We start from the raw sequence: 23,551 nt of genomic DNA on the forward strand, positions 1-23,551 counted from the left end.
CAACGCGCTGCCGCGCGCGCAGGGCCTTCCCTGCCTCAATCGGACCCGCAGGCGCAAGGGCAGCAGGGTTGAAAGGTACGCTGATTCCCAGATTACAGCCATTTCCGGTACTTTTCGGGGGTTTTAGCCACGCCCGGCGCGGAATCCCTGTTTCAGCCGCATGACGTAGCCGATGACCTCGGCGACCGCATGGTAGTGCTCGGTCGGGATTTCCTGGTCGATGTCGACGGTGGCGTAGAGCGCACGGGCCAGCGGCACGTTCTCCACGATCGGGATGTCGTGCTCGCGCGCGATCTCCCGGATCTTGAAGGCGAGGTTGTCGACGCCCTTGGCGACGCAGATCGGCGCCGACATGCCGCGCTCGTAGGACAGCGCCACCGAATAGTGGGTCGGGTTGGTGATGATCACCGAGGCCTTGGGAACCGCCGCCATCATGCGCTTCTTGGCACGCTGCTGCCGGAGTTGCCTGATCTTGCCCTTGATGTGCGGGTCGCCTTCGGACTGCTTGAACTCTTCCTTGATCTCCTGGAGCGACATCTTCTGCCGCTGGAACCAGCTGCGGTACTGGAAGAAATAGTCGGCGATGGCGATGATCGCGAGCGCCGCGACCACCGCGCCGAGCAGGTGGACGGTCATGCTGGTGCTGGCGCCGAGCATGGCGGCCGGATCGAGCCTGACCATCGCCTCCATGCGATGCCGTTCCGGCCACAGGATCATGGTCATGACCACACCGAGCGCGATCAGCTTGCCGAGGCCCTTGAGGAAGTTCGCCGCCGCCTGCTTGCCGAAGATGCGCTTGAAGCCGGCGCCGGGCGAGATCTTGCTGAACTTGGGCTTCAGGGATTCGGCCGACCACACCAGGCGGTGCTGCAGCATGTTGCCGGCGATCGCCGCCAGCACCAGCATCAGGAGCGGCACGCCGATCGCGGCGAGCACGGCAACTTCGATCTGCTGCATCAGCTTGAGCAGGTTCCCGCCGTCGGTCTTGATCATCCAGGAATTGGCGAGCAGGTTGCGCATCGGCGTCACCAGCCCGCTGCCGACCGAGCCCGAGAAGGTCGAGACCACGAGCGTGCCGCCCGCGATCATGAACCAGGTGTTGATCTCCTGGCTCTTGGCGACGTCGCCGCGTTCGAGCGCATCGTCGAGACGTTTTTGCGTCGGGTCTTCTGTTTGACTCTCTGGATCGTTGTCTTCCGCCATCGATCCCTCACTTAAGCGGCATCATCTGGTGCATCACACCGATGAAGTAATCGAGAAACGTGCCCATCATCGCGGTGAGCACCACGGCGAGCACCAGAAAGCCCGCGAAGATCGAGAGCGGCACGCCGACGAAATAGACCTGCATTTGCGGCATCAGCCGCGCCAGCACGCCAAGTCCGATGTTGAAGACGAGGCCGAACACCAGGAACGGCCCGGAGAGCTGCAGGCCGAGCCGGAACGCCGCGGCGAAGGCGCGCGTTGCCAGCGAAGCGACGTCGCCGCTCGACACGGTCTCGCCCGGCGAGAAGATGGTGTAGCTGTCGTTCAGCGCCGCGATCACCAGGTGATGGCTGTCGGTGGCGAACAGCAGCGTCACGCCGAGCATGGTCAGGAAGTTGCCGACCAGCACGCCCTGCTGCCCCTGGGTCGGATCGACCGAGGTGACGAAGCCTAGCCCCATCTGCTGCGCGATCACGGATCCCGCGACCTGGAGCGCCGACAGCGTCACGCGCGCGGTCGCGCCCAGCACGATGCCGATCGCGATCTCATGCAGCATCAGCACCAGCAGCGGCGCCAGCGACCCCATGTCGACGTGGTAGGCGTTGCGATGCAGCGGCAGGATGATCAGCGTGAGCAGCAGCGCGATCGACAGCTTGATTCGCGTCGGGATGTTGGTCTCGCCGAGGCCGGGCAGCAGCATCACCATCGCGCCGACCCGGGCGAAGGCGAGCATGAAGGACGCGGCGAGCGCCGGCAGCAGCGAGACGTCGATGCGCATAGCGGGCGCATTGTGCCTCAGCCACCGATGATTCGCGACGAGATCCGCAGCATGTGGGCGTGGAGCGAGTCGGCCATGAACGGTAGCGCCAATAGCATCGTGGCGAAGATGGCCAGGATCTTCGGCACGTAGATCAGCGTCTGCTCCTGGATCTGCGTCAGCGCCTGGAACAGCGACACGATCACGCCGACCACGAGGCCGACCACCATCAGCGGCGAGGACACGATCACGATGGTCCAGATCGCGTCACGCGCGACGTCGAGGGTCTCGGGTCCGGTCATTTTGAATTCTCGCTTCCAGTAATTTCCGTCATTCCGGGGCTCGCGAAGCGAGAACCCGGAATCTCGAGATTCCGGGATCGGCGCTTCGCACCGCCCCGGAATGACAACCTCGTCAGATCGGCATCTTCATGATGTCTTCATACGCCGAGATCACGCGGTCGCGGACCGAGACCAGCGTGGAGACGGCGACGTCGGTGTCGGCGACCGCCGTCACCACGTCCATCACGTTGGCCTTGCCGGCGGCCATCGCCACCGTCTGCGCATCGGACTTGCGCCCGGACTCCATGACGCTGCCGACGGCGTCTTTCAGCAGCGAGGCGAAGGACTGCCCGCTCGCTTCGCTGCCCTTGCCGGCGCCGCCACTGTTCTCCAGCACCCGGGCAAGGTTGGCATAGGCGTTGGCGGCGATTCTCGGTGATGCCATGGCTCAAATGTCCTGTTCAGCTCTTGAGGATGTCGAGCGTGCGCTGGATCATCCGGCGCGTCGCACTGATGATGTTGAGATTGGCCTCGTAGGACCGCTGCGCATCGCGCATGTCGGTCATCTCGACCACCGAGTTCACGTTGGGATATTTGACGTTGCCGGTTGCGTCCGCCGCCGGATTGTTCGGCTCGTATCTGACGCGGAAGGCGGACTGGTCGGGCTTGATCCTGCCGAGGGTGACGACCTGAGCGTCAAGCGTGCGGTCGAGCGCGGAGGAGAAGGTCGGAACCTTGCGCCGGTAGGGATCGCCGCCGGCGCTCTGCGACGTCGAATCCGCATTCGCGATGTTTTCCGAGATCACCCGCATGCGGCCGGCCTGCGCGCGCAAGCCGGAGGTCGCGATCGCCATCGAGCGGGCAAAGTCGCTGCTGTCATTCGCCATGATGCGGCTCCCCTAGCTCTTAACCCTTGCCAATCGCGGTCTTGAGCAGATGCAGGCTCTTGGAATAGAGCGAGGTCGCCGCCGCGTAGTCCATCTGGTTGCTGGCGGACTTCATCATCTCCTCTTCGAGATTGACGGCATTGCCCGCGGGACGGGTCTCGAAGCCCGCATTCTTGTTCTGGTCGAATCCGGAGGCCGCGCCTGACGGCTTCATGTGCGAGGCGCTGGTGACGGCCATCGCCAGCGGGCCCATCGAGCCCGTGACCGCGCCGGATTTGTCGAGCTTCGGCTCGACCAGGTCGCGCGGCCGGAATTTGGGCGTATCGGAGTTGGAGACGTTCTCGGACAGGACGCGCTGGCGCTCCTGATGCCACTGCATCTTGGTGCGAAGCGCCGACAGCACCGGGAGGTCGTTGATGGACATCGTTGCGGCTCCTTCCGCCGTCGGACCTGTGTCCGAAGCTAGGCAGAATTTGCCGCCTGTATGGTTAACAGGTGGTTAAAGGATGCCGCCGGGACGCGTCCCGGGCGGGACACCACTTGCGATCCCGTGATTCTACGCGTCAAAAAGCGGCATTAACCCAACCGCTTGGCGGCACACGCACGGGCCAAGAAGTCGTTTTGGATCGAGCGATTCATAGGTTATTAAGAGTTGGGGACGGCAAAACTTGCCGTGGAACGTTAAGAGATCGCAGTTTGGGGCATCGTACGCCGGTGGTTGGCACAGCTGACCACGGGCGCGAGAAAAGCGCCATTTGTCGGGGACAAGTATGCAAGGCAGCCCTATCACCTTCATCGTCGCGTTCATCGTCGTTCTGGCGTTGATCGGCGTCGCTGCATGGCTGGTTCGCCGATTCGCCAGCAGCCGGCTCGGCGCCAACACCCAGCGCGGCCGGATGCCCCGGCTCGCGGTGATCGATGCTGCCGCGGTCGATGGCCGGCGCCGCCTGGTGCTGGTCCGGCGCGACAATGTCGAGCATCTCCTGATGATCGGCGGCCCGACCGACATCGTCGTCGAGCCCAACATCGTGCGCGCCGCGCCCGGCCGCGACCAGTTCCCGCAGCGCCCCAACGTCGCCGAACCGCCGCGCCTCGCCCCCATGCCGGATGCCGGTGCCTGGGCCGACGAAGCGCCACGGCCGGAACTGCTCGATCATCCCGAGCCGCAAATGCCCGAGCCGCCGCCGCGGCCCGCGCGCCCGTCGTTCGCCGACGAAGTGCGCCGGCCCGCGCCCGCTTTGGCCGAACGTCGCGGCGAGCCGGCCCTGCCCGGCTTTCCGCCGGAGCCGATGGCGCCGCGTCCCGAACGCGAGCCGCGCCCCGAACCGCTGCCACCGCGCATTGCCCGCAGCGAGCCGCCGCTGATGCCGCGTCCGCCGCGCCAGAGCGAACCGGCAAAGGTGCCGCCGGTGCGCGCCGAGCGCGCAGCCGCGCCGCCGCCGCCTCCGCCGGTGCCGCAGGCCCCGGCCGTTCCGCAGCCGGCACCCGCCGCTGCTGCGCCCTCGAGCGCCGAGCAGAATCTCGCCGAAATGGCACAGCGGTTGGAGGCTGCCCTGCGCCGCCCGGCCGGCGAAACGGTCGCTCCTCCGGTTGCGCCGGAGCCGCCCGCCGCTCCGGCGCGCGTGGCACGCAGCGAGCCGCCGGCGCCCCCGGCCCCGCCAGCGAAGCCTGCCGCGGAGAAGACCAGCTTTGAAAATCTCGAAGACGAGATGGCCTCGCTGCTCGGCCGTCCGAAGCCGTCTTCGTGAGACTGCCGGCCCTCCCGCGTAGAGTTCTTTACCTTTCTGTCCTGGTCGGTGCGGCTTCGCTCGCGATGCCCGCGCATGCGCAGGACATCAGCATCAATCTCGGCGGCCAGGGCGGCGGCGTCACCGAGCGCGCGATCCAGCTGATCGCGCTGCTCACGGTACTCTCGATCGCGCCGTCGATCCTGATCATGATGACGTCGTTCACGCGCATCGTGGTCGTGCTGTCGCTGCTGCGCACCGCGATGGGCACGGCGACCGCGCCGCCGAACTCGGTGATCATCGCGCTCGCGATGTTCCTCACCTTCTTCGTGATGGGGCCGGTGCTGCAGAAATCCTACGACGAGGGCATCCGTCCGCTCGTCGCCAACCAGGTCAGTGTCGAGGATGCGCTCCAGCGCGCCTCCGTCCCCTTGCGCGGCTTCATGCAGAAGAACGTGCGCGAGAAGGATCTCAAGCTGTTCCTGGACCTCTCCGGCGAGGCGCCGCCCGCCACCCCCGACGACCTCGCCCTGCGTATCCTCGTCCCCGCCTTCATGATCTCCGAGCTCAAGCGCGCCTTCGAGATCGGCTTCCTCTTGTTCCTGCCCTTCCTGATCATCGACCTCGTCGTCGCCTCGGTCTTGATGTCGATGGGCATGATGATGCTGCCGCCGGCGACGATCTCGCTGCCGTTCAAGCTGATCTTCTTCGTGCTGGTCGACGGCTGGTCGCTGGTGGCGGGGAGTTTGGTGCAGAGTTACGGGGGGTGAGGTGCTTGGGTTCGCGCCCGCCCCTACCCCTTCACGTCATACTGCTTGCTGAGGTGGTCGCCGATCTGGACAAGCATGGCGACGCTTTCGGGGAAGCCGGGGCGGTCTCGCGTGGCCTGATCGGCGTCGGCGCGGAACTCCCAGCTGCCGCCGTCGCGAACGATGGAGATGACGAAGCCGTCCGGGCCATCGACATGGGCCTTCAATTCGGCCCGCGCCATGGCGATGAGTTCGGCTTCGGTCTTGGCAGGCTTGCTCATATCGTCCCTCTCCCGGCATGAAGATGCTTCAGGTTGCCGCCTCGCGCGGCAGCTGTCGAGAGGTCCAGAGGTAGCAGGGTTCCTACCGCGTCATCTTGATCTGCCGCACGGCGGGGATCGTGGGCAGCGAGCCGGTGTGGTCGCTCTCGTCCCTGGCCTGCGGCGAGGCCGGCGCGCGGGCGGTGGCGTCGGGGAAGCGCTGCTTCATCTCGCGCAGGAAGCCGTCGAGCGTATCGACGCTGGCGGCGAGCTTGGCGATCTCGGCGAATTCGGCGCTGGAGGCCGCGGCCGGCTTGCTGGCGATGTCGAAGGCGAGACGGTCGGCGCTCTCGCTCATCAGCGGCGCGTATTTCTCGCGGAAGCGCGACAGGCCGATCGAGTCGTCGGCGAGCGCATAGCCGACGGCGGCGCGGATGATATCGCTCTTCTCCACCGCGTTGAGCGGCTTGAAGTCGCGGAAGCGCTCGCCGTAGTACAGCTCGATCTGCTCGGCGGACTCGCGCCAGCGCCGCGCCGCCCAGAAGATGTCGGAGCGCAAGCGGAGCACCTCGCGCCCGGAGACGTTGGAGACGATGTCGAGCGCGAGATCGTGGCGGCCGACGTCGCTCTGCGCGCGCGCTTCCAGCAGCAGGCGCTGCTGCCTGAGCTCGCCGGAGAGATCGCTGATGCGGCTTGCGCGCAGCGCCGAGATCGCCTTGTCGGGCCTGCGGTTGGCGAGATAGATCATGGACAGGCGCGCCGCGACCTGGGCGCGGGCGGCACCTTCGAGGCGGTGATCGACCTGGTATTGCAAGAGCTCGGCGGCCTGGTCGAGCAGATCGATCGAGGCGAGACGGTCGGCCAGGCGCCTGATCAGCTCGTCGCCGCGCCGGCCGATCGGCGTCAGCTCGCGAAACTCGTAGAACATGCCGAGCGCTTCGACCACCTGCAGCTCGTCGCCCTTGGGGCCTAAGAAGATCTGCGTGAACAGCTCGGAGGCGAGGTCCTGCGCCTGGCGCGAGGCTTCGGCGTTCGGCTGCAGCCTCGTCGCGGTGCGCGCCGCCGTGAGCGCGTCACGGTAGCGTCCGTTCGCGGCATACAGCTGCGACAGCATCTGCAGCGTCTTGACCTCGATCGCATCGCCGCGCCAGGTCATCGACAGCGTCTCGAGCTCGCGCAGCGCGTCTTCCTTGCCGATCTCGTCGCGCTTCTGGCGCAGCGCGACCTCGAGCTGCTTGGCTTCCGCCGCAGCCAGGCGATCGTTCGAGGCGACCGCGAATTTGTAGTCGTCGAGCGCATCCTTGTCGTGGCCGAGCGCCTCGGCGAGCCGGCCGCGCAACACCGCAAAGCCGGGCGCCGCCTCGGGCGAGACGCCGACGACCTCGAGCTCGCTGCGGCGCTTGGAGGCGCCGGCATAGTCCTTCACTTCGAGCGAAGCCCGCATCGCGTCCATCGTCACGATGCGCTGGATGTCGAGCGGCAGCGAGGCAATGGCGAATTCGACGTTCTTGAACTTCTCGCGCGCGTCCGCCCATTTGCCCTGGCGCGCATAAGCGAGCGCCTTCCAGAGCTGGGAATCGTGGCTGTTGCCGATCACGGGATTGGCGAGGTCCTTCAGGCCCTGCGCCGGCCGGCCGATCAGGATGCTCGCGATCGCGTGCATGATCAGGGCGCCGCTCTCCTCCTTGTTGAGCGGATCGGCCAGCATCAATTCGGTCACGGCCTTGGCTTCGTGATACATGGCGCGGGACATGTAGAACTGTGCGAGGTCGAGCCGCGGCAGCGAGCGCTGCGCCGGATCGACGGCGGAAATCGCCATGACCAGATCGCTCTGCCGCGTCCAGAAATTCTCCGACTGCCCCTTGCGCCAGCCTTCCGGGCTGAAGATCGGGCGCACCGCGGTCGGTGCCCGCTCGGCGGAGATGTCGACCGGCGACAGCGTCAACCCGCCCTTCTTGCCGAGGATGACCTTGTCGGAGCCGACCTCGACGCCGATCTCGTCCGAGTTCGGCCGGATCGCGATGCCGTGCGCGGATTCCAGCAGCGAGAGATCGACGAGGTCTTGCCGCTTGATGAAGCCGCGGACCGGCCGCTGCGCGGTGACGACATAGAGCGTGTCGCCGGCATCGGGGTCGGTCAGCTTGTGCAGCTGGCCCGGGTTGGCAAAGGGGATCGCGATGTTGGCGAGCGCGGGATCGGTGATGTTGCGCGACATCATCAGCGGCAGCGGCGTCGCCTGGATCTTGTCGGCGAGCGTCAGCAGCCAGTTGGTCTCTTTGCCGACCTCCTCGCTTGTCAGCGAGTAGACCAGCGGCCGCGTGAGACGGATGCGCACCGCCTGTCCCTTGTCGAGCGGAATGCGGCCGACCTCGCCGATCATCGCGCCGCCCTTGGGGCGGATCGCCTCGACGTCGATCGGCTTCGGCGTATCGAACACCAGCCAGATGGTGTCTCCGCGGCGGAACGCCGCCGCAGGGGTCGAGACCTGAAGCGGGAACGTGACGCGCAGGCCATCGCTGTCGCGGCGCGCATCGACGCTGGCGACAATGGGTTGCGGCGCCGCCGCCTCGGCCGGCGCGGCCTTAGCGGCTTCCTTGACCGGCTCCTTCGCCGCTTCCTTCACGACCTCTTTGGGCGCCTCGACGGTTGCAGGCACGGCCGGCGCTTCGGCAACAGGCGCCGGCTTCGGAACTTCCTTCAGCGGTTCCTTGGGCGCTTCCGCCGCGTGGGCAGCCTCAGCGGCAGGCGCCGGCACCGCTTTCGGCGGCTCGACGACCGGCATCGCGGCGGGAGCTTCCGGCTTCACCTCGGGCTTCATTTCGATCTTGGCTTCGCGCGCGATCGTCTCGGATGTCGGCGGCGTAATCTCGCGACGGACCTCCTTCGGCTTCTCGGCCGCCGGCTTTTCCGGCGCAGGTGCCGGTGCGTGGCCCGCAGGCTTGGCCTGCGCGATCGCCGCCTCCGGCGTCATGGCCGTCTTGCCCTTGTCCGGCTGGAAAGAGACGTCGACGACGTAGTTCTTATCGTCGCGGAAGGAGTGCACGTCGGAATCGCCGATCAGCGCGATCTCGACGCTGGTCTGGTCGATGTCGGCCTTCTGCTTGATCGAGGCGACGTTCGGCGGCGCGGCGACGACGGCGTCCGCAAGGTCGAAATTGAGGTTGGCGTTGAACATCAGCGTGAGCTTCTGCTCGTTGAGCACGGAGGACACGCCGACGCCATCGGGCATCTCGAACACGAAGCGCACGAAGGTCGGCTGCACCGAGGCGCGGACGCGGATCTGCGGCCGCTTCTTGGTCTCGGCTGCGGCGCGCTGGGCGCGCAGCGCCCGTTCCGCGATACGCGCACGCTCGGCGAGCTCCTTGACCACGTCCATGGGCAGGCTCGGCGGCGGCCCCTTCCAGCCCTCGGGCAGAAGGTCGATGAAGGTGCGCTCGCCGGCGTTCATGGTGTTGACGGTGACGCGCCGCGCCAGCGACAGGCGGATGGCGCCGCCATCCGGATCGCGGCGGGCGGAGTTGACGTAGTCGGGCGCGCCTTCCGGAATCCGGTCGACGGGAACGTCGACGGGACGGTCGAAGCGGATGATGAGGATGGAGCCGGCCGTCGTCACCTCGGACGGAACATCCTCGCCGAGCTTGATGACGAGACGGGCAAAGCCGCCGCCGGCCGAAAAACTCGCTTCGCCCCTGACGGCATCGGCCGCCCGGGCAGGCGCCGGAAGGCCGATCAGGAGGCAGGCCGCCAGCACCGGCGCCGTGCGGACATGCCGCGACAATCCCCGCAGCAAAGCGCGGGCTCGCGACACAAATCCAGCGGCAGCCTCTCGCGCCATTTGCGGCATGTCTTCCGGTTCGGCGGTTCACGCCGGCAACTGGTGCCGGCCGATGCCCTCGAATGTAGGTTTTGCCAATTAAGGACTTCTTAAGTATGAGCCCTCAATTCGGCTTTTGCGTCGGCTTGCCGTCGATCTTGGGCAGGTCGGCGGCCGAGGCGGATTGATCGCCGCCGCCATTGGCACGGCGGGCCATCTCGACCGTGAGCCGCTCGGCGGCCTCCGGCGACATCAGTCCGAGGATGTCCGACATCTTTCGCGGCGCGATGGCCGAGGCGATCTCGATCAGCACGCCCATCTCCAGCCGGTCGAACACCCGCGCGGCGTCCTTCGGCTTCATGCCCTCATACATGGTGACGAGGCCCTTCATGCGCTGGGCTTCGGCGGCCTTCTGCTCGGCCTGGGTCGCGGAGATGCGGGTTTCCACCGCCTTCATCTCCTCGACCTTGTTCTCGATGCGCTTCTCGGCGGATTTGAGCAGGCTCTCGCGGATGTCGATCTCGCGCTGGCGAGCCTCGATCTCCTGGCGGCGCGCCTGCAGGCGCTCGAGGATCGCGCGCTCCGAGGCCGAGACCTGCGGCTGGCCTTCCTCCACCTTGACCACGGTGCCTTCGGGCTTGGTCTCGGGCGCGGCGGGCTTCGGCGCCTCCTTCGGCGCGCCATGGGTCGAGCCGGTGATGTCAGGGTCCTCGCGCCCGGTCGGGAAGTTCAGATTCTCCTGCGCCCAGGACTTCTTCGCCTGGTTCGGCTTGTAGTCGAACACATAGCCGCCATTGACCACGAGGCCCGCGACCTTGAGCGTGGCGAGACCTGCGACGGCGACCAGGACGACCGGAATGACGCGGATGTTACGAAAGGACTTCATACCCTGACTTCATGCGGCAAGGCCGTTGGATCGGCGGCGCTCGGAGAAGGCTTCGGCTGCAGCCGCCACCGCCTTCGCCGACGAAGGCTTGGCCACGGGCGCGGCGACCGTTTCCGGATTGGTCACGGGGCGCGCGGCAATCGCGATCTTGGACAGGCGCCGCACCACGTTGTCGGCTTCGCCGAGCTGCTTGTAGAGCTGGTCCGACATCTGGGTCGCCGCAGCAAGCTGGCTGCCGAGGTTCTCGTTGACGTCGCGCACGGCGAGCTTCAGCCCGCCGATCGCGCGCTCGGCGATCTCGGTCGCGGTGATCAGCTCGGCGATGACCGCCTTGAGCGAATGCTCGTCCGCCTTCAGCCGCGTCAGCCGCTTGTTCAGCAGGATACAGTAGCCGATCGTGAGCATCAGCAGGATAGCCACCAGCGTCTCGATCGCCATTCCCAGGGAGTGGTTCATGGGGCCTCCATCATCTTGTTCTGCTCGTCCACCTTCTCGAACATCGCAAGTGTCGTACTTGGCTTGCGCAGGGGTTTCGTCACGCGGATCGCGACGCGGTCGCCGACCCGGCCCATCCGCCCCTCGGTCAGCGTGACGTCGCCGCAGCGCACGGTGACGTTGGCATCGGCGCGCATGTCGAGCGGCAGGGTGTCGCCGACCTTGAGCCGCATCAGCTGCTTGAGCGGGATGTCGGCCTCGTAGAGCACGGCATCGACCGCGATCTCGGCCTGGTTGATCTCGGTGGCGAAATGGCCCTCCCAGACCGGGTCGCGGCCGAACTTTTCGCCCATGAACATCTGGAGCAGGACGCCCCGGATCGGCTCGATGGTGGCGTAAGGCAGCAGCAGCTCGATGTTGCCGCCGCGGTCTTCCATGTCGATGCGCAGGCGAACCAGGATCGCGGCGTTGGCGGGACGGCTGATCGCGGCGAAACGCGGATTGGTCTCGAGCCGGTCGATCGTGAAGGTCACCGGCGACAGCGGGCGGAACGCCTGCTCGGCGTCGATCAAAACCACCTCGACCAGCCGCTTGACCAGCTCGGTCTCGATCGTGGTGTAGGGCCGCCCCTCGATGCGAAGCTGGCTGGTGCCGCGGCGGCCACCGAGCAGCACGTCGATCATCGAGTAGATCAGGTTGGAATCAACCGTCGCCATGCCGAAATTGTCCCACTCCTCGGCCTTGAACACCGAGAGCACGGCCGGCAGCGGGATCGAGTTCATGTAGTCGCCGAAGCGCACCGAGGTGATTCGGTCGAGCGAGACTTCGACGTTGTCGGAGGTGAAATTGCGCAAGGAGGTCGTCAACAGCCGCACCAGGCGGTCGAAGACGATTTCGAGCATCGGCAGACGCTCGTAGGAGACCATCGCCGAATCGATGATCGCGCGAATGCCGGAATGGTCGTCGATCGTGACGTCGCCGACGGTGAAGCCGAGGAGGTTGTCGATCTCCTCCTGCGACAGCACCCGCTCGCCGGAGTTCTTGCCGGTGCCGAGATCGCGGCTGCCGTCCTCGACCATGGCCGCCCATTGCAGGGCCATGGTTTCCGATAGTTCGTTTTCGGCAGCGGCCTTCGCCGCCTCCGCGGGATCCTCGGAATCGAGCGATGCCTCCCATTGGGCGGCAATCGCATCCTGGTCCATTTGCTCGTTGCCGGCCATGACGCTAGCCCGTTACCTTCCGCGACATCATCACTGGATCACGACTTCCTTGAACAGCACCGCACTGACCTGGATCGGCGCGACCGCCGCGTTGACGCGCTTGGTCAGCTCTTCCTTGAGGCGGAAGATGCCGGCGGAGCCGTTGAGGTCGGAGGAGCGCAGTTCGCGCACATAGGTCTGAAAGATGTCGGTGACGCGCGGCATGGTCGGCTTGATCGCCTCGATCTGCTTCTCTTCCTTCAGCTCCAGCACGATCTTCAGCTTCAGATATTGCACGCGCTCGCCCGGCGCGCCGGCGAGGTTGACCATGATGTCGGGGACGTCGACGAAGGCCGGCGGCTTCGGCGGAGGCGCCACCTCGGCGTGATGCTCGTCGTCGCCATGGCGGAAAAACAGGAACCAGGTCGCGGCACCGCCGCCGAGCAGGACCAGCACGGCGACTACGATCAGGATCAGCTTGAACTTGCTCTTGGGGGCAGCGGCTTCCGCGCCTTCGGCGGCTGCGCCGCCTTCCGCTTCATCTGCCATGATCGTCCGGGCTCGCTCATCTTATAGAGGGTCGAAAGAGCGAAGCCTCCTGGCAGACAGTGACGCGATACAAATGCCCCAGCGCAATGCGCTCCTCTTATGCGCAAACGCTACGGTAATAATGGTTAACGGTTTCTTTCGATTGGGCCCCAGCTAGGAAAAATCTGCCGGGCAAACATGGCTAACAGAACCTTTCTGCCGCCTCCCCGCGCCCGCTAAAAATCACCAAATCTTTGAAATCACAAAACTTTCTACGTTGGCACGGCTTTCGCTAAGAGAGGACCAAGACCGCAGGGTTTGGGAGAACCCGGCAGTCTCGTTCACGGGGTCGGCCAAGGCGCTTGGGAGAGCGAGGTGGCAGATCTCACTCAGGGGAGATCTTCCGATGCAGAACGCGCTTCTGATCGGCTTGTCACGGCAGATGACGTTGGAACGGCAGATGGATGTCGTCGCCAACAACGTCGCCAATGCCAATACCAACGGCTTCAAGGCCGACCATTCGCTGTTCGAGGAGTACCTCAACTCGAACGCGCGCGAGGACAATTTCATCGGCTCCGACCGCCGGGTCTCCTATGTGCAGGACCGCGGCACCTTCCGCGACGTCGGCCAGGGGCCGATGGAGCCGACCAACAACCCGCTCGACATGGCAATCGACGGCAACGCCTTCTTCGCGGTGCAGGCCAATGGCGGCGAGCGCTACACGCGCGACGGCAAGTTCTCGCTCAACAGCACCGGCCAGCTGGTCACCTCCGACGGCAACCTCGTGCTCGGCACCGGCGGCCCGATCACCTTCCAGCCGACCGACCACGACATCAACATCGCGCCCGACGGCACCGTCACGGTGCTCGAGGGCACGGCCAGGACCGACTCGATCCGCGGCAAGATCCGCATGGTCTCGTTCGACGATCCGGCCAAGCTGACCAAGCTCGGCACCAACCTCTATGACGCCGGCTCCGCGGTCCAGCAGGCCGACACCAAGTCCAACGTGCGCCAGGGCTACATCGAGAAGTCGAACGTGAACTCGGTCGGCGAGATGACCCGCATGGTCGAAGTCATGCGCAGCTACACCGCCGTCGCCAACCTGCTGCAGCAGCAGAGCGACCTTCACAAATCGGCGATCGAGAAGCTCGCCGACGTTCCGGCCTGATTAGGAGAGAACTGACATGCAGGCGCTTCACACCGCAGCGACCGGAATGGCGGCACAGGAACTCAACGTTCAGGTGATCTCCAACAACATCGCGAACCTGCGCACCACCGGCTTCAAGAAGCAGACCGCGGCGTTCCAGGACCTGATCTACGAGCACGTGCGCCGGGTCGGCGCGCAGGCCTCGGACCAGGGCACCATCCTGCCGGTCGGCGTCGACATCGGCGGCGGCGTCAAGACCGTCGGCACGCCGCGCAGCATGACGCAAGGCACGCTGTCGCAGACCGGCAACGACCTCGACCTCGCGATGTCGGGCGAAGGCTTCTTCAAGATCCTGATGCCCGACGGCACCTATCAATACACCCGCGACGGCACCTTCCAGATGGACAATCAGGGCCGCATCGTCACCGCGCAGGGCAACCCGGTGCAGCCGACCATCACCATCCCGAACAACGCCTCGGGCATCACCGTCAGCGAGCAGGGCCAGGTCTCGGTGACGCTGCCGGGCTCGTCGACCTCCTCGATCATCGGCCAGATCGGCGTGACCCGTTTCATCAACAAGGCAGGCCTGCAGCCGGTCGGCAGCAATCAGTTCACCGAGACGCCCTCCTCCGGCCCGCCGCAGGACGGCACCGCGAACTCCGAAGGCTACGGCAAGATCACGCAAGGAAGCCTGGAACAGGCCAATGTCGACGTCGTCTCGGAGATGAGCGACCTGATCGCCGCCCAGCGCGCCTACGAGATGAACGCCAAGGTCATCAGCGCCGCCGACCAGATGATGCAGTCGACCACGGCGCTGTTCCGCTGAGGCAATGACGATGATCCGCACCACCCTCGCCACGATCTCAGCTCTCCTGCTGCTGGCACTGCCGGCAGAGGCCGCCGACGACGGCATCGCCGCGCCGACGCTGCGCGCGAACGTCACCGTGACCTCGGACGTGGTTCGGGTCGGCGACCTCATCGACAATGCCGGTTCGGCCGCGCTGATCCCGGTCTACCGCTCGCCCGATCTCGGCACCACCGGTGCGCTGCCGGTCGCCCAGGTCCTGGGCGTGCTGCGCGCAAAGCAGGTGATCGGCGTGATGACCGGCGACATCAAGGAGGTCCAGGTCACCCGCCTCGCCCGCACCCTCGCCAACAGGGATCTCGAAAACGCGGTGGCGTCCGCGCTCGAGCGCCGCTTCGGCCTTGGCGATGCCGCCAACATCACCGTCACCTTCGACCGCGGCGTCTCCGACATGCGGCTGGATGCCTCCAACACCGGTGCATTGCAGCCGGTCGCAACCCGCTACGATGCGCGCAGCGGCCGTTTCGACATCGCCTTCGAGATCAACAACGACAACAACCCGACGCCGACCAAGCTGCGCTTCACCGGCACCGCGATCGAGACCGTGGAAGTCGCCGTGCTGACCCGCGACATCGACCGCTCCGACATGCTGAAAGCCTCGGACCTCTCGCTGGAGCGCCGGCCCAAGGCCGAGGTCACCGGCGAGCCCGCCTCGCGCGATCGCACCATCGGCATGCAGCTGCGCCGGCCGATGCGGGCGGGCACGCCGATCCGCGTCGCCGACATCGTCAAGCCCGACTTCGTGCAGCGCGACCAGAGCGTCACCATCATCTACCAGGTGCCGGGCCTCTATCTCACCACGCGCGGCAAGGCGATCGAGAGCGGCGCCGAGGGCGACACCGTCTCCGTGCTCAACCTGCAATCCAAGCGCACGCTGACCGGTGTCGTCACCGGCCGCGGCCAGGTCACCGTGCTGGGGGCCAGCCAGTCCGCGCCGATGGCGCCGGCGGTCGAGCAGACCTCCTCGCTCAAGCGCGACGAGGCGCCCGCCCCCGTCGACACTGCAGCCCTGGTCCGGAGCCTGGTCCAGTCCCCGGCGTCGCCGGCCCAAGCCGCTCAAGCTCACATCGCACAAGCCCAGATCCCGCAAGCCCGCATCTCGCAAGCTCCAACCAAGTCAGAGTAAGTCATGTCCCCGTTCAGTTCGGCTTCCCGTGTTCGTCGCATCGCGATCTCTGCCCTGCTGCTGGCCTCTTGCGCGCTGGGCGGCTGCTCCTCGATCGACCGCCTGTCGCAGATCGGCGAGCAACCGAAATTGTCCGCGATCGACAACCCGACGACGCAGCCCGGCTACAAGCCGGTGCAGATGCCGATGCCGAAGCCTGAAGTCGCCTCCTACAATCCGAACTCGCTGTGGCGCAACGGCAGCCGCGCCTTCTTCAAGGACCAGCGCGCCCACCAGGTCGGCGACCTCCTGACCGTGACCGTGAACATCACCGACAAGGCCAACATCGCCAACGAGACCCAGCGCAGCCGCACCGCCAAGGAAGATTCGGGAATTACCGATTTTATCGGCAGCCAGACGGTCACGCAGCCGCTCAAGGTTCTGCCCGGCCGCCTTCTCACCACCGACTCGACATCCTCCGCCGACGGCAAGGGCTCGGTCAATCGCCAGGAAGCGTTGCAGACCAACGTCGCCGCGGTCGTGACGCAAGTGCTGCCGAACGGAAACCTCGTGGTCGAGGGCAAGCAGGAGATCCGCGTCAACTACGAGATCCGCGAGCTCGTGGTCGCCGGCATCGTTCGCCCCGAGGACATCCAGAGCGACAACACCATCGACTCCAGCAAGATCGCGCAGGCCCGCATCGCCTACGGCGGCCGCGGCCAGATCATGGACGTGCAGCAACCGCGCTACGGCCAGCAAGTCATGGACGTGCTGCTGCCCTTCTAAGCTTCTCCCGAGCTCCCACATCGTGTTCGCGAACCTAGGCGCGAACGACGGTGTACTACGCGGCCCTCGCTAGCTCCCCTGGCGAGGGCCGCATGTATTTTGCCTGCGCCGCGTGAAGCGGCGCAGGCAACTCTCACAGGAGCACGATCCCGCGAGCTTGCGCCCATCGCTCGAGGATCTTGCTCTCCTCGGCGAGCGGCGGACGATTTGCAAACCCGCGAACCTGAACCGCCCGGGAATGGCGATCCAGTTCGATGGTCAGCAGACGCTGGACACTGCCCCCGGCACGGCGGCGGAGCGACCAGATCGACGCATGCCCGGCAATGCACTTTGTCGCGTAACTGGCGACGCAGTGACGCATGCCGCGCGTCTCGGCCACGAGATCGTCCGCGGTCCGCAGCTGGACCACGACATACTCTTCACGCTTGGCCCGGTCCTTGGACGACGTGGTCCAAGACCAGTCCGCGATCGCGGCACCTCGCCAGGCCTCGTCGACGGGCTCCGCCGCCAGCCCACGCGCACGGTTCCGTGCAGCTTCGGCACGACGGCGGGCAGCCTCGATGCGAGCGATCGCATCGAGATCGCGATGCCACTCGCGCATCTGCCTGCCGAGCGAGACCAGCGAGCGCCCCTTGAGGCTGAACATGCGATTACGCCGGTAGCAATCGGCAAGATAATCGTGGAGATCGTCCATCTCCTCGACCGTCGTGGGATGCGCGCAGAAGAAGTGCACCACCTCGCGCCAGAAGCCGTGCTCGGCACGGGGCGTCTGCGTGATCCTGGTGCGCGCGATCCGCAGCGCAATGCCGGGATCGTTCGCATAGGACCGCGCAATAGCCTGCCAGATCGCAGCCTCGAAGCCGACCTTCCCCAAGGGATTGAGGAACGCATGGACCTCCTTGCGAGACAGCCATTCGGCCGCACCGGCACCGTAGAGCGAACCACCGCTGGCCGCCACGACGTACCAGCGCTTGCGCAAACGGATCTCGTCCGCACCCAGTCCCGCGCCGTCGATCCAGATCTGCTCCAGATGTTCTGCGACGGGATAACGCGCGAAGAGATAGCGAGCAGCGGCAAGACGAAGACGCGCAGGATCGCGAGTCTTCATCCGCGGCTTCCAGGCCTGGGCGTCGCGCACGACGTCCGCCTCGAAGCCACGCCTGGCCTCGTAGATCGCGGTCTCGAAATCCGGTGGGGGGCGCGTCCGCTGCGACACATGCCGCAGCGACAGCTCGTAGGCTTCAACCCGCGCGCGCTCGGCCTCCCGCCGGCGCTGAATCAATGAATGTGCCATTGTCGTTCAACATGATTGGATGACTGTCAGCCGGACGCACTGAGAGCGTCGGCACGGAGCGTGTCGATCGCCACAGACTGTTCACGGCTGGTCTCCTCATTGTTGAACGCGCAGGTTGAATGGGACGGGGCTCATATACCCGATCGCCGGCGGGCGCAAGATGCGCCCTGTCTGAAATTCAGAAACTGCAAACAGCGAGACACATCCGCGACATTATTGCAACGCCGCTACTCCAATTGCGAGGGCGGCGTCGATGAGGACACAGCGTTCGAGCCATCCCGCTGTCATCGTCCGCCTAGTGCGCAATTGCGCACAGGGGCGGACGATCCAGTACTCCGAGACCTTCGTTGCTAAACCGATACAGCGCGGCGTACTGGATTCCCCGCCTTCGCGGGGAATGACGGCGGAGGGTGCCTGCGCCCGCTCACCTGAACTTCGCCTCCACTACGCCAAGCCCGTCCAGCTCCATCCGCACCTTGTCGCCGGCCTTCAGCCACAGCGTCTTCACCAGGCTTCCAGTGAGAACCAGCTGCCCCGCATGCAACCCCTTGCCTTCGGCAGCGAGGTGATTGGCGAGCCAGGCGAGTGCGTTGTGGGGATGGCCGAGCACGTCGGCGCCGGTGCCGTGGCTGACCTCCTCGCCGTTGACGATGGCGCGGCCCTTGACCGATTTCAGGTCCGGCACCGACGAGCGCGGCACGGACGGGCCCAGCACGCAGCCGGCGGCGAAGAAATCGTCGGCGATCAGCGTCGGCGCGCCCATCGTCTCCCATTTCACGTAGCGGTCGTCGACGATCTCGATCGCGGGATGATAGGACTCGACGGCCTCGCCGACCCATTCGGCCGTGAACGGCGCCTCGCCGGCGGCAAGGTCACGCTGAAGCCGCACCGCGATCTCGCATTCGACGCCGACGCGGACATAGTCGGCGGCGGCGAGCTTCACCCCGCTGTCGTGCACGCCCTTCTGGAACACGCCGCCGCCGCACGGATGCGGGATGCCGATGTAATCCTGCATCACCTGGCTGGTGCAGCCGATCTTGTAGCCGACGAGCGGCCCTGCATGCGGAAGCAGGAGATCGTGCAGCGCGCGCTGGACCTGGTAGCCCTCGGCCTCGTCGGCCGGTGGAACCTCGAGCGCGGCAAGCGGCGCATGGTTGCGGCGCGCCAGCGCGATCGCCTTTGCGGCTTCGAGAATCTTGTCCATCGGCGCCGCCTCCCACGCTACGCAAATCGAGGATGGCACTTCAGCATCCCCGCTCCGGCCTGACAAGCGCGGGCGGGACGCAGCCTCACCCCTTGACCAGGCCGAGCCGGATCAGGCTCTCGGCGGTCGCAAGGATCGCTTCGTCATTGGAACGGGCCTGCCAGCCGAGCAGCGACCGTGCCTTGGCACTGGTGGAATGCCTGACACGTCCGAGCATTGGCACGACCGCGCGCAGCAGCGGAATCCGGCTCGCGGCGAGCCGCACCAGCCAGTCCGGGGCCTGGAGCCGCGGAACCCGGCGCGCGGCCGGCCCCAGTTCCCGGCGCAGCACCTTGCCGATGTCGAGGATCGACATCGTCTCCCCGGAGACCGCGATGAAGCGCTCGCCTTTGGCCTCCGGCGCCGTCATCGCCCGCAGATGCAGATCGGCGACATCACGGACGTCAACCACGCCGAAATAGACCCGCGGCACCGCCGGCATGGCACCGTCGAGCAGCGATTTGACGATCTCGATCGACCCGGAGAAATCCGGCCCCAGCACGGGTCCGAAGATACCGGCGGGATTGACGACCGACAATTCCAGCCCGCCGCGCTCGCGCGCGACAAAATCCCAGGCCGCCCGCTCGGCCAGCGTCTTGGACTTGATGTAGGGCTGCACGTCGGCGCCGCCGAGGTTGGTCCAGTCGGTCTCGTCGAACGGTTTTTCGCGCGGCGGATGGCCATAACCGATCGCGCCCAGCGACGAGGTGATGACCACCCGTTTGACGCCGGCCCCGCGCGCGGCCCGGAGCACCCGGAGCGTTCCGTCCCGGGCCGGGATGATCATCTCGTTCTCGTCCTTGGGAACACTGGTCGAGAGCGGGGACGCAACATGGAGAACGTAGTCGCAGCCCGTGACCGCCTCCTGCCAGCCGTCGTCCCGGGTGAGATCGGCGGTGAAGAAGGCCAGACTCTCCGGCGAAGCCGCCCCGCCCTCGCGCAGCATGGCCAGCACGTCGGCTTGACGCTCCGGCCGGCGCACCGTCGTCCGCACCGCATGGCCGGCGGCCAGAAGCTGCAGGACGACGTGGATGCCGACGAAGCCCGACCCGCCGGTGACCAGAACAGTGCTCATTGCGAAATTCCCCGCGTTGCGCAGGTCCACAAATTGGTTCCACCGGGCCCTGCTCAAGGCCGCATCTGGTCACTATCTGCCTGCGGACAAGTAGAATGGATTTCGAGACCGGTATGGAAAACCTGACCACTGCCTGCGACGGCGATTGCGATTGCAGGGCCGACCCCGCTTTGCTCGCCGACTTCAAGCGGGCCATCCATGCCCTCGGCGGCAAGTGGAAGCTGGAGATCCTGTTTTCGCTGATGAACGGCGCGGTTCGCTTCGGCGCCTTGCGGCGGTCGATCGGCGGCATCACCCAGCACATGCTGACCACGCAGCTGCGCGAGCTCGAGCAGGACGGGCTGGTGTCCCGAACCGCCTTTGCGGAGAAACCCCTAAGGGTCGAGTACGAGCTGACGGATGCGGCCTACGGCCTGCTGCCGGCGCTTAAGGAAATATTGAGTTGGTCCAGGCTTTATGGGGACGCACGCCTCGCGGCGTCGCGCGAGGCCTGATTGCAGCGCTGCATGATGCAGCTGGATCAGCCTCGCAGCATCCGAGCCGATCTCGTTGATGCGACTCGCAAAACCTCCCGCACCTGAAGTGAAGGCTGCTTCTCATCCGAACTCACGTGAGCTCGGAGGAATCGAGTCTAGCCCATTGATCGCGATTCACTTTTCGCGATTGCGCTCGCACGTTGATGCGCGCGGTGGCAAGCGACAGGCAAAATCACCAGCACGGCGCGAAATGGCGCCTTGCGTCCAAAAACAAAGAGCCGCATCTCTGCGGCTCGGACCTTATTCGTCGCGATAAACCTTCTCGCGTTTCTCGTGGCGCTCCTGCGCTTCCACCGAGAGCGTCGCGATGGGCCGGGCTTCGAGCCGCTTCAATGAGATCGGCTCGCCGGTGTCCTCGCAATAGCCGTAGGTGTTGTCCTCGATACGCTGGAGCGCGGCGTCGATCTTGGCGATCAACTTGCGCTGGCGGTCGCGGGCGCGGAGTTCGATGGCGCGGTCGGTTTCGGACGATGCCCGATCGGCAAGATCGGGGTGATTCACGTTCTCCTCCTGCAGGGCTTGCAGGGTGAGCTTGGACTCTTTGAGGATCTCATCCTTCCAGGCAAGGAGCTTCAAACGGAAGTACTCCTTCTGCCGGTCGTTCATGAAAGGCTCTTTTTCGGTCGGTCGGTAGTTTTTCAACTTTTCCAAGGGCGGCCTATCTGTCTAAGCAACGACTCGCAAACGGAACGGGGTCCGTTGAGCGGGGCGTTATATAGCGGCCTCCTGTGACAGACAATATTTCCCTGAGCGTCCGGTTACCGCTCCCAAGCCCTTGCACAGGAAGGTTTATCCTGAAGGGCCCGGGAGCGGCCGAAGGCCTAGTAACCGACCGTGAAACGCTGCTTCAGATGGACCGGCTTCTCGATCTCGTCAGCCAGCGCGATGGCGTAGTCGGCGAAGCTGATCCAGCTCTTGCCGTTCGCATCTGCGAGAAGCTGATCGGTCCCGAGCCGGAACTTGCCGGTGCGTTCCCCCTCGATGAACAGCGCCGACGGCGAGATGAAGGTCCAGTTCAGGTCCTTTTCCTGACGCAGCAGGTCGAGAAAGGCGGAGCCCGCCTCCGCCTCGGCCTTGTATTGGGCCGGGAAACCGGGAGTTGTGACCAGTTTCACGCCCGGTGCGACTTCGAGGCTGCCGGCTCCGCCGACGACGAGGTAGCGGCCCACCCCGGAGGCCTTGGCCGCGCCGATCAGCTTCAGCGGGTCGCTGGCCAGGAAGTGCACGGAACTCACAGCGACGTCGTGCCCAGCCCACAGCTTGGCAAGGCCAGCCTGGTCGAGCACGTCACCCTTGGTCGGCGTGACATTCGGGAGGGTCGCGATCTTCTCCGGGTTCCGGGCGATGGCGGTAACGCTATGGCCGCGGCGCGACAGCTCCTTGGTGATCTCCGATCCGGCCCGGCCCGAGGCGCCGGCGACTGCGATTTTCATTGGAAGGTTCCTTTGCTTCTGTGGTAACTAACGGTGACTATCGCAAAGAATGCTGGTGTTAAGAGAGCACTTTGTGCTTACCTGATTACGCTGGAGTAACCGGCACAACGAACCGGCGCGCGCAGGCGACCGGTATGGATCGAGGACCCGACGATGACGCCCGACGTCTATGCAGCGAATTGCCCCACGCGCCAGATCCTCGACCGCGTCGGCGACAAATGGGCGGTGCTGATCCTCTTGCTGCTGCGCGAAGAGCCGATGCGCTTCAATCAGTTGCGCCGCACGATTGAAGGCATTTCGCAGAAGATGCTGAGCCAGGTTCTCAAGTCGCTCGAACGCGACGGGCTGATCAAACGCCGCGCCATCGCCACCGTGCCTGTGACGGTGGAGTATTCGATCACGCAGCTCGGGCTGACGCTCGCGGCCGCCGTCGATCCCCTGCGCGATTGGGCCGAACAGAATCTGAAAGACGTGCTCGCCGCGCAGCGCCGCTACGACGCGCAGTTGAAGGAGGAAGCGGCGTAGGGCAGATGCGAGATCCTTGCTCGCCAACCCAACTTGGGTGTCATGCCCCGCGAAGGCGGGGCATCCAGTACGCCGCAGCCTCTCGATTCAATAATGACTGTCTCTGGAATACTGGGTCGCCCGGTCAAGCCGGGCGACGACAGCCTGCCTGACTACGCCTGCCCCGCCTTCGCCAGCTCGACCTCGACGCGCAGCTCGATTTCCAAGAGCACGGAGTCCAGGCCGGGATCGCCCGAGGACGATTTCAGGTTCGCCGCGGCATCGCGCAGCCGCATCACGGTCGAGGCGCCGAGATTGCCGGACAAGAGCCCCATCTTGAGCTCATCGAGCACGTCGAGCGCGGTCTTGCCGCGTGCGACCGAGCGCTTGCGGCGCTCGACCGGATCCTCCTCAACGCCCTGCAGTGCGAGCAGCGCATCGATGTTGGCGGCCGCCTTCGGTGCGGCGGCGCTCCGCGTCTCCTGCGCTGACGACGTGTCGGGCAGCACGAAGGTGCCGGAGCCGGTCCGTCTGGCCTGGCTGGCCGGCGTTCCAAGCGTGGTGCCGTTCGGTCCGTAGATGCGCATCGGAAGCAATCCGGGTGATCGATGCGCCACATTCGCCGTTTTATGGTTAACGGCCCGTAAACGGCCCGGCAAAATCTGCCGACAGGCGGCAGTTTCGCTCCTCATTGACAACGCCCGCTGACACCGGTCGAAACAGATTTATTCAACCTATTCAACCGCCTAACCCCTCTGCCACACGTTGGCACAGCGCTCGCAAGGAAAGCACCGGACCAGCTCGTCATGGGAGTGTCGTGCAGGTCTTGTCGATTTG

Annotated in this window: 26 protein-coding genes; 8 read left to right on the forward strand and 18 right to left on the reverse strand. The window is 65.7% G+C overall.

Annotated features, from left to right (window positions below; all coding sequences use genetic code 11):
* Positions 1-123 precede the first annotated feature (123 nt).
* The 6 genes from flhB to flgB form a co-directional block, all read right to left on the reverse strand.
* A complete protein-coding gene (gene flhB / locus ACVJ19_RS36700; RefSeq protein WP_453953909.1) occupies positions 124-1,203 on the reverse strand; it encodes a flagellar biosynthesis protein FlhB in 1,080 nt (359 codons plus the stop codon).
* Positions 1,204-1,210: 7 nt separating this feature from the next.
* Positions 1,211-1,981: a flagellar biosynthetic protein FliR gene (gene fliR, locus ACVJ19_RS36705; protein WP_122402439.1), complete on the reverse strand. Its 771-nt coding sequence runs from the start codon at positions 1,979-1,981 to the stop codon at positions 1,211-1,213.
* A gap of 17 nt (positions 1,982-1,998) precedes the next feature.
* A complete protein-coding gene (gene fliQ / locus ACVJ19_RS36710) occupies positions 1,999-2,262 on the reverse strand; it encodes a flagellar biosynthesis protein FliQ (protein ID WP_011088555.1) in 264 nt (87 codons plus the stop codon).
* 112 nt (positions 2,263-2,374) lie between these two features.
* Complete coding sequence (fliE, locus tag ACVJ19_RS36715; protein WP_453953910.1) at positions 2,375-2,686, reverse strand: flagellar hook-basal body complex protein FliE; 312 nt, start codon at positions 2,684-2,686, stop codon at positions 2,375-2,377.
* Between the two features lie 16 nt (positions 2,687-2,702).
* Positions 2,703-3,128: a flagellar basal body rod protein FlgC gene (flgC, locus tag ACVJ19_RS36720; RefSeq protein ID WP_212343005.1), complete on the reverse strand. Its 426-nt coding sequence runs from the start codon at positions 3,126-3,128 to the stop codon at positions 2,703-2,705.
* Between the two features lie 19 nt (positions 3,129-3,147).
* Positions 3,148-3,552, reverse strand: coding sequence for a flagellar basal body rod protein FlgB (gene flgB / locus ACVJ19_RS36725; protein ID WP_018642807.1), 405 nt, complete (start codon positions 3,550-3,552; stop codon positions 3,148-3,150).
* A 346-nt stretch (positions 3,553-3,898) separates the two neighbouring features.
* On the opposite strand from flgB, the gene ACVJ19_RS36730 reads away from it, so the two are divergent.
* Positions 3,899-4,876 carry a flagellar biosynthetic protein FliO gene (locus ACVJ19_RS36730; RefSeq protein ID WP_453953912.1) on the forward strand — a complete coding sequence of 326 codons (978 nt, stop codon included), beginning with the start codon at positions 3,899-3,901 and terminating at the stop codon, positions 4,874-4,876.
* Entirely contained in the window at positions 4,873-5,625 is a 753-nt protein-coding gene (fliP, locus tag ACVJ19_RS36735; protein ID WP_453953913.1) for a flagellar type III secretion system pore protein FliP, read from the forward strand. The genes ACVJ19_RS36730 and fliP overlap by 4 nt, the downstream gene beginning before the upstream one ends.
* A 23-nt stretch (positions 5,626-5,648) precedes the next feature.
* Here the strand turns inward: fliP and ACVJ19_RS36740 are convergent, their stop codons facing one another.
* The 6 genes from ACVJ19_RS36740 to fliL form a co-directional block, all read right to left on the reverse strand.
* Positions 5,649-5,885 carry a hypothetical protein gene (locus tag ACVJ19_RS36740; RefSeq protein WP_453953914.1) on the reverse strand — a complete coding sequence of 79 codons (237 nt, stop codon included), beginning with the start codon at positions 5,883-5,885 and terminating at the stop codon, positions 5,649-5,651.
* Between the two features lie 82 nt (positions 5,886-5,967).
* Positions 5,968-9,699, reverse strand: coding sequence for a tetratricopeptide repeat protein (locus tag ACVJ19_RS36745; protein WP_453953915.1), 3,732 nt, complete (start codon positions 9,697-9,699; stop codon positions 5,968-5,970).
* Positions 9,700-9,802: 103 nt separating this feature from the next.
* Entirely contained in the window at positions 9,803-10,564 is a 762-nt protein-coding gene (locus ACVJ19_RS36750; RefSeq protein WP_453953916.1) for a MotE family protein, read from the reverse strand.
* A gap of 9 nt (positions 10,565-10,573) precedes the next feature.
* The gene (locus ACVJ19_RS36755; protein ID WP_453953917.1) at positions 10,574-11,020 is read right to left on the reverse strand and encodes a DUF6468 domain-containing protein; all 447 of its coding nucleotides are present in this window, start codon (positions 11,018-11,020) and stop codon (positions 10,574-10,576) included.
* Positions 11,017-12,219 (reverse strand): flagellar motor switch protein FliM, encoded by a 1,203-nt coding sequence (fliM, locus tag ACVJ19_RS36760; protein WP_453953919.1) that lies wholly within the window; start codon positions 12,217-12,219, stop codon positions 11,017-11,019. The genes ACVJ19_RS36755 and fliM overlap by 4 nt, the downstream gene beginning before the upstream one ends.
* Before the next feature lie 30 nt (positions 12,220-12,249).
* Positions 12,250-12,747: a flagellar basal body-associated protein FliL gene (fliL, locus tag ACVJ19_RS36765; RefSeq protein ID WP_453953920.1), complete on the reverse strand. Its 498-nt coding sequence runs from the start codon at positions 12,745-12,747 to the stop codon at positions 12,250-12,252.
* 385 nt (positions 12,748-13,132) lie between these two features.
* Here fliL and flgF point away from each other — a divergent pair, with 385 nt between their 5' ends.
* The 4 genes from flgF to flgH are packed head-to-tail and all read left to right on the forward strand — an operon-like array spanning position 13,133 to position 16,629.
* The gene (gene flgF / locus ACVJ19_RS36770; RefSeq protein WP_453953922.1) at positions 13,133-13,894 is read left to right on the forward strand and encodes a flagellar basal-body rod protein FlgF; all 762 of its coding nucleotides are present in this window, start codon (positions 13,133-13,135) and stop codon (positions 13,892-13,894) included.
* Positions 13,895-13,910: 16 nt separating this feature from the next.
* Positions 13,911-14,699 carry a flagellar basal-body rod protein FlgG gene (flgG, locus tag ACVJ19_RS36775; RefSeq protein ID WP_453953924.1) on the forward strand — a complete coding sequence of 263 codons (789 nt, stop codon included), beginning with the start codon at positions 13,911-13,913 and terminating at the stop codon, positions 14,697-14,699.
* A gap of 10 nt (positions 14,700-14,709) precedes the next feature.
* Positions 14,710-15,864, forward strand: coding sequence for a flagellar basal body P-ring formation chaperone FlgA (flgA, locus tag ACVJ19_RS36780; RefSeq protein WP_453953925.1), 1,155 nt, complete (start codon positions 14,710-14,712; stop codon positions 15,862-15,864).
* Between the two features lie 3 nt (positions 15,865-15,867).
* Entirely contained in the window at positions 15,868-16,629 is a 762-nt protein-coding gene (gene flgH, locus ACVJ19_RS36785; RefSeq protein ID WP_453953926.1) for a flagellar basal body L-ring protein FlgH, read from the forward strand.
* 133 nt (positions 16,630-16,762) lie between these two features.
* Here the strand turns inward: flgH and ACVJ19_RS36790 are convergent, their stop codons facing one another.
* The 3 genes from ACVJ19_RS36790 to ACVJ19_RS36800 all read right to left on the reverse strand — a co-directional run bounded on the left by ACVJ19_RS36790 (position 16,763) and on the right by ACVJ19_RS36800 (position 20,241).
* Entirely contained in the window at positions 16,763-17,923 is a 1,161-nt protein-coding gene (locus ACVJ19_RS36790) for a PcfJ domain-containing protein (RefSeq protein ID WP_453953927.1), read from the reverse strand.
* A gap of 424 nt (positions 17,924-18,347) precedes the next feature.
* A complete protein-coding gene (locus ACVJ19_RS36795; RefSeq protein ID WP_453953928.1) occupies positions 18,348-19,127 on the reverse strand; it encodes a 2-keto-4-pentenoate hydratase in 780 nt (259 codons plus the stop codon).
* 85 nt (positions 19,128-19,212) lie between these two features.
* A complete protein-coding gene (locus ACVJ19_RS36800; RefSeq protein WP_453955277.1) occupies positions 19,213-20,241 on the reverse strand; it encodes an SDR family oxidoreductase in 1,029 nt (342 codons plus the stop codon).
* Between the two features lie 95 nt (positions 20,242-20,336).
* On the opposite strand from ACVJ19_RS36800, the gene ACVJ19_RS36805 reads away from it, so the two are divergent.
* Positions 20,337-20,735 (forward strand): winged helix-turn-helix transcriptional regulator, encoded by a 399-nt coding sequence (locus tag ACVJ19_RS36805; protein WP_453953929.1) that lies wholly within the window; start codon positions 20,337-20,339, stop codon positions 20,733-20,735.
* A gap of 282 nt (positions 20,736-21,017) precedes the next feature.
* Here ACVJ19_RS36805 and dksA read toward each other — a convergent pair whose 3' ends face one another.
* The gene (dksA, locus tag ACVJ19_RS36810; protein WP_008554760.1) at positions 21,018-21,383 is read right to left on the reverse strand and encodes an RNA polymerase-binding protein DksA; all 366 of its coding nucleotides are present in this window, start codon (positions 21,381-21,383) and stop codon (positions 21,018-21,020) included.
* 215 nt (positions 21,384-21,598) lie between these two features.
* Complete coding sequence (locus ACVJ19_RS36815; RefSeq protein WP_453953930.1) at positions 21,599-22,210, reverse strand: NAD(P)-dependent oxidoreductase; 612 nt, start codon at positions 22,208-22,210, stop codon at positions 21,599-21,601.
* A 153-nt stretch (positions 22,211-22,363) separates the two neighbouring features.
* Between ACVJ19_RS36815 and ACVJ19_RS36820 the strand changes: the two genes are divergently transcribed.
* Entirely contained in the window at positions 22,364-22,735 is a 372-nt protein-coding gene (locus ACVJ19_RS36820; protein WP_453953931.1) for a winged helix-turn-helix transcriptional regulator, read from the forward strand.
* Between the two features lie 152 nt (positions 22,736-22,887).
* Here the strand turns inward: ACVJ19_RS36820 and ACVJ19_RS36825 are convergent, their stop codons facing one another.
* Positions 22,888-23,301 (reverse strand): flagellar assembly protein FliX, encoded by a 414-nt coding sequence (locus ACVJ19_RS36825; RefSeq protein WP_453953932.1) that lies wholly within the window; start codon positions 23,299-23,301, stop codon positions 22,888-22,890.
* Positions 23,302-23,551 lie beyond the last annotated feature (250 nt).

Source organism: Bradyrhizobium sp. USDA 376 (assembly GCF_054063675.1).

Bases quoted from the DNA above. Each gene is read 5' to 3' on its own strand.
- ACVJ19_RS36825 (WP_453953932.1), bottom strand. From the start codon at position 23,301: ATGCGCATCTACGGACCGAACGGCACCACGCTTGGAACGCCGGCCAGC.
- flgB (WP_018642807.1), bottom strand. From the start codon at position 3,552: ATGTCCATCAACGACCTCCCGGTGCTGTCGGCGCTTCGCACCAAGATG.
- fliL (WP_453953920.1), bottom strand. From the start codon at position 12,747: ATGGCAGATGAAGCGGAAGGCGGCGCAGCCGCCGAAGGCGCGGAAGCC.
- fliM (WP_453953919.1), bottom strand. From the start codon at position 12,219: ATGGCCGGCAACGAGCAAATGGACCAGGATGCGATTGCCGCCCAATGG.
- flgC (WP_212343005.1), bottom strand. From the start codon at position 3,128: ATGGCGAATGACAGCAGCGACTTTGCCCGCTCGATGGCGATCGCGACC.
- flhB (WP_453953909.1), bottom strand. From the start codon at position 1,203: ATGGCGGAAGACAACGATCCAGAGAGTCAAACAGAAGACCCGACGCAA.
- ACVJ19_RS36730 (WP_453953912.1), top strand. From the start codon at position 3,899: ATGCAAGGCAGCCCTATCACCTTCATCGTCGCGTTCATCGTCGTTCTG.
- ACVJ19_RS36795 (WP_453953928.1), bottom strand. From the start codon at position 19,127: ATGGACAAGATTCTCGAAGCCGCAAAGGCGATCGCGCTGGCGCGCCGC.
- dksA (WP_008554760.1), bottom strand. From the start codon at position 21,383: ATGAACGACCGGCAGAAGGAGTACTTCCGTTTGAAGCTCCTTGCCTGG.
- flgA (WP_453953925.1), top strand. From the start codon at position 14,710: ATGATCCGCACCACCCTCGCCACGATCTCAGCTCTCCTGCTGCTGGCA.
- ACVJ19_RS36750 (WP_453953916.1), bottom strand. From the start codon at position 10,564: ATGAAGTCCTTTCGTAACATCCGCGTCATTCCGGTCGTCCTGGTCGCC.
- fliR (WP_122402439.1), bottom strand. From the start codon at position 1,981: ATGCGCATCGACGTCTCGCTGCTGCCGGCGCTCGCCGCGTCCTTCATG.
- fliQ (WP_011088555.1), bottom strand. From the start codon at position 2,262: ATGACCGGACCCGAGACCCTCGACGTCGCGCGTGACGCGATCTGGACC.
- flgG (WP_453953924.1), top strand. From the start codon at position 13,911: ATGCAGGCGCTTCACACCGCAGCGACCGGAATGGCGGCACAGGAACTC.
- ACVJ19_RS36815 (WP_453953930.1), bottom strand. From the start codon at position 22,210: ATGAAAATCGCAGTCGCCGGCGCCTCGGGCCGGGCCGGATCGGAGATC.
- ACVJ19_RS36745 (WP_453953915.1), bottom strand. From the start codon at position 9,699: ATGGCGCGAGAGGCTGCCGCTGGATTTGTGTCGCGAGCCCGCGCTTTG.
- flgH (WP_453953926.1), top strand. From the start codon at position 15,868: ATGTCCCCGTTCAGTTCGGCTTCCCGTGTTCGTCGCATCGCGATCTCT.
- flgF (WP_453953922.1), top strand. From the start codon at position 13,133: ATGCAGAACGCGCTTCTGATCGGCTTGTCACGGCAGATGACGTTGGAA.
- ACVJ19_RS36740 (WP_453953914.1), bottom strand. From the start codon at position 5,885: ATGAGCAAGCCTGCCAAGACCGAAGCCGAACTCATCGCCATGGCGCGG.
- ACVJ19_RS36755 (WP_453953917.1), bottom strand. From the start codon at position 11,020: ATGAACCACTCCCTGGGAATGGCGATCGAGACGCTGGTGGCTATCCTG.
- fliE (WP_453953910.1), bottom strand. From the start codon at position 2,686: ATGGCATCACCGAGAATCGCCGCCAACGCCTATGCCAACCTTGCCCGG.
- ACVJ19_RS36800 (WP_453955277.1), bottom strand. From the start codon at position 20,241: ATGAGCACTGTTCTGGTCACCGGCGGGTCGGGCTTCGTCGGCATCCAC.
- ACVJ19_RS36820 (WP_453953931.1), top strand. From the start codon at position 22,364: ATGACGCCCGACGTCTATGCAGCGAATTGCCCCACGCGCCAGATCCTC.
- ACVJ19_RS36790 (WP_453953927.1), bottom strand. From the start codon at position 17,923: ATGGCACATTCATTGATTCAGCGCCGGCGGGAGGCCGAGCGCGCGCGG.
- ACVJ19_RS36805 (WP_453953929.1), top strand. From the start codon at position 20,337: ATGGATTTCGAGACCGGTATGGAAAACCTGACCACTGCCTGCGACGGC.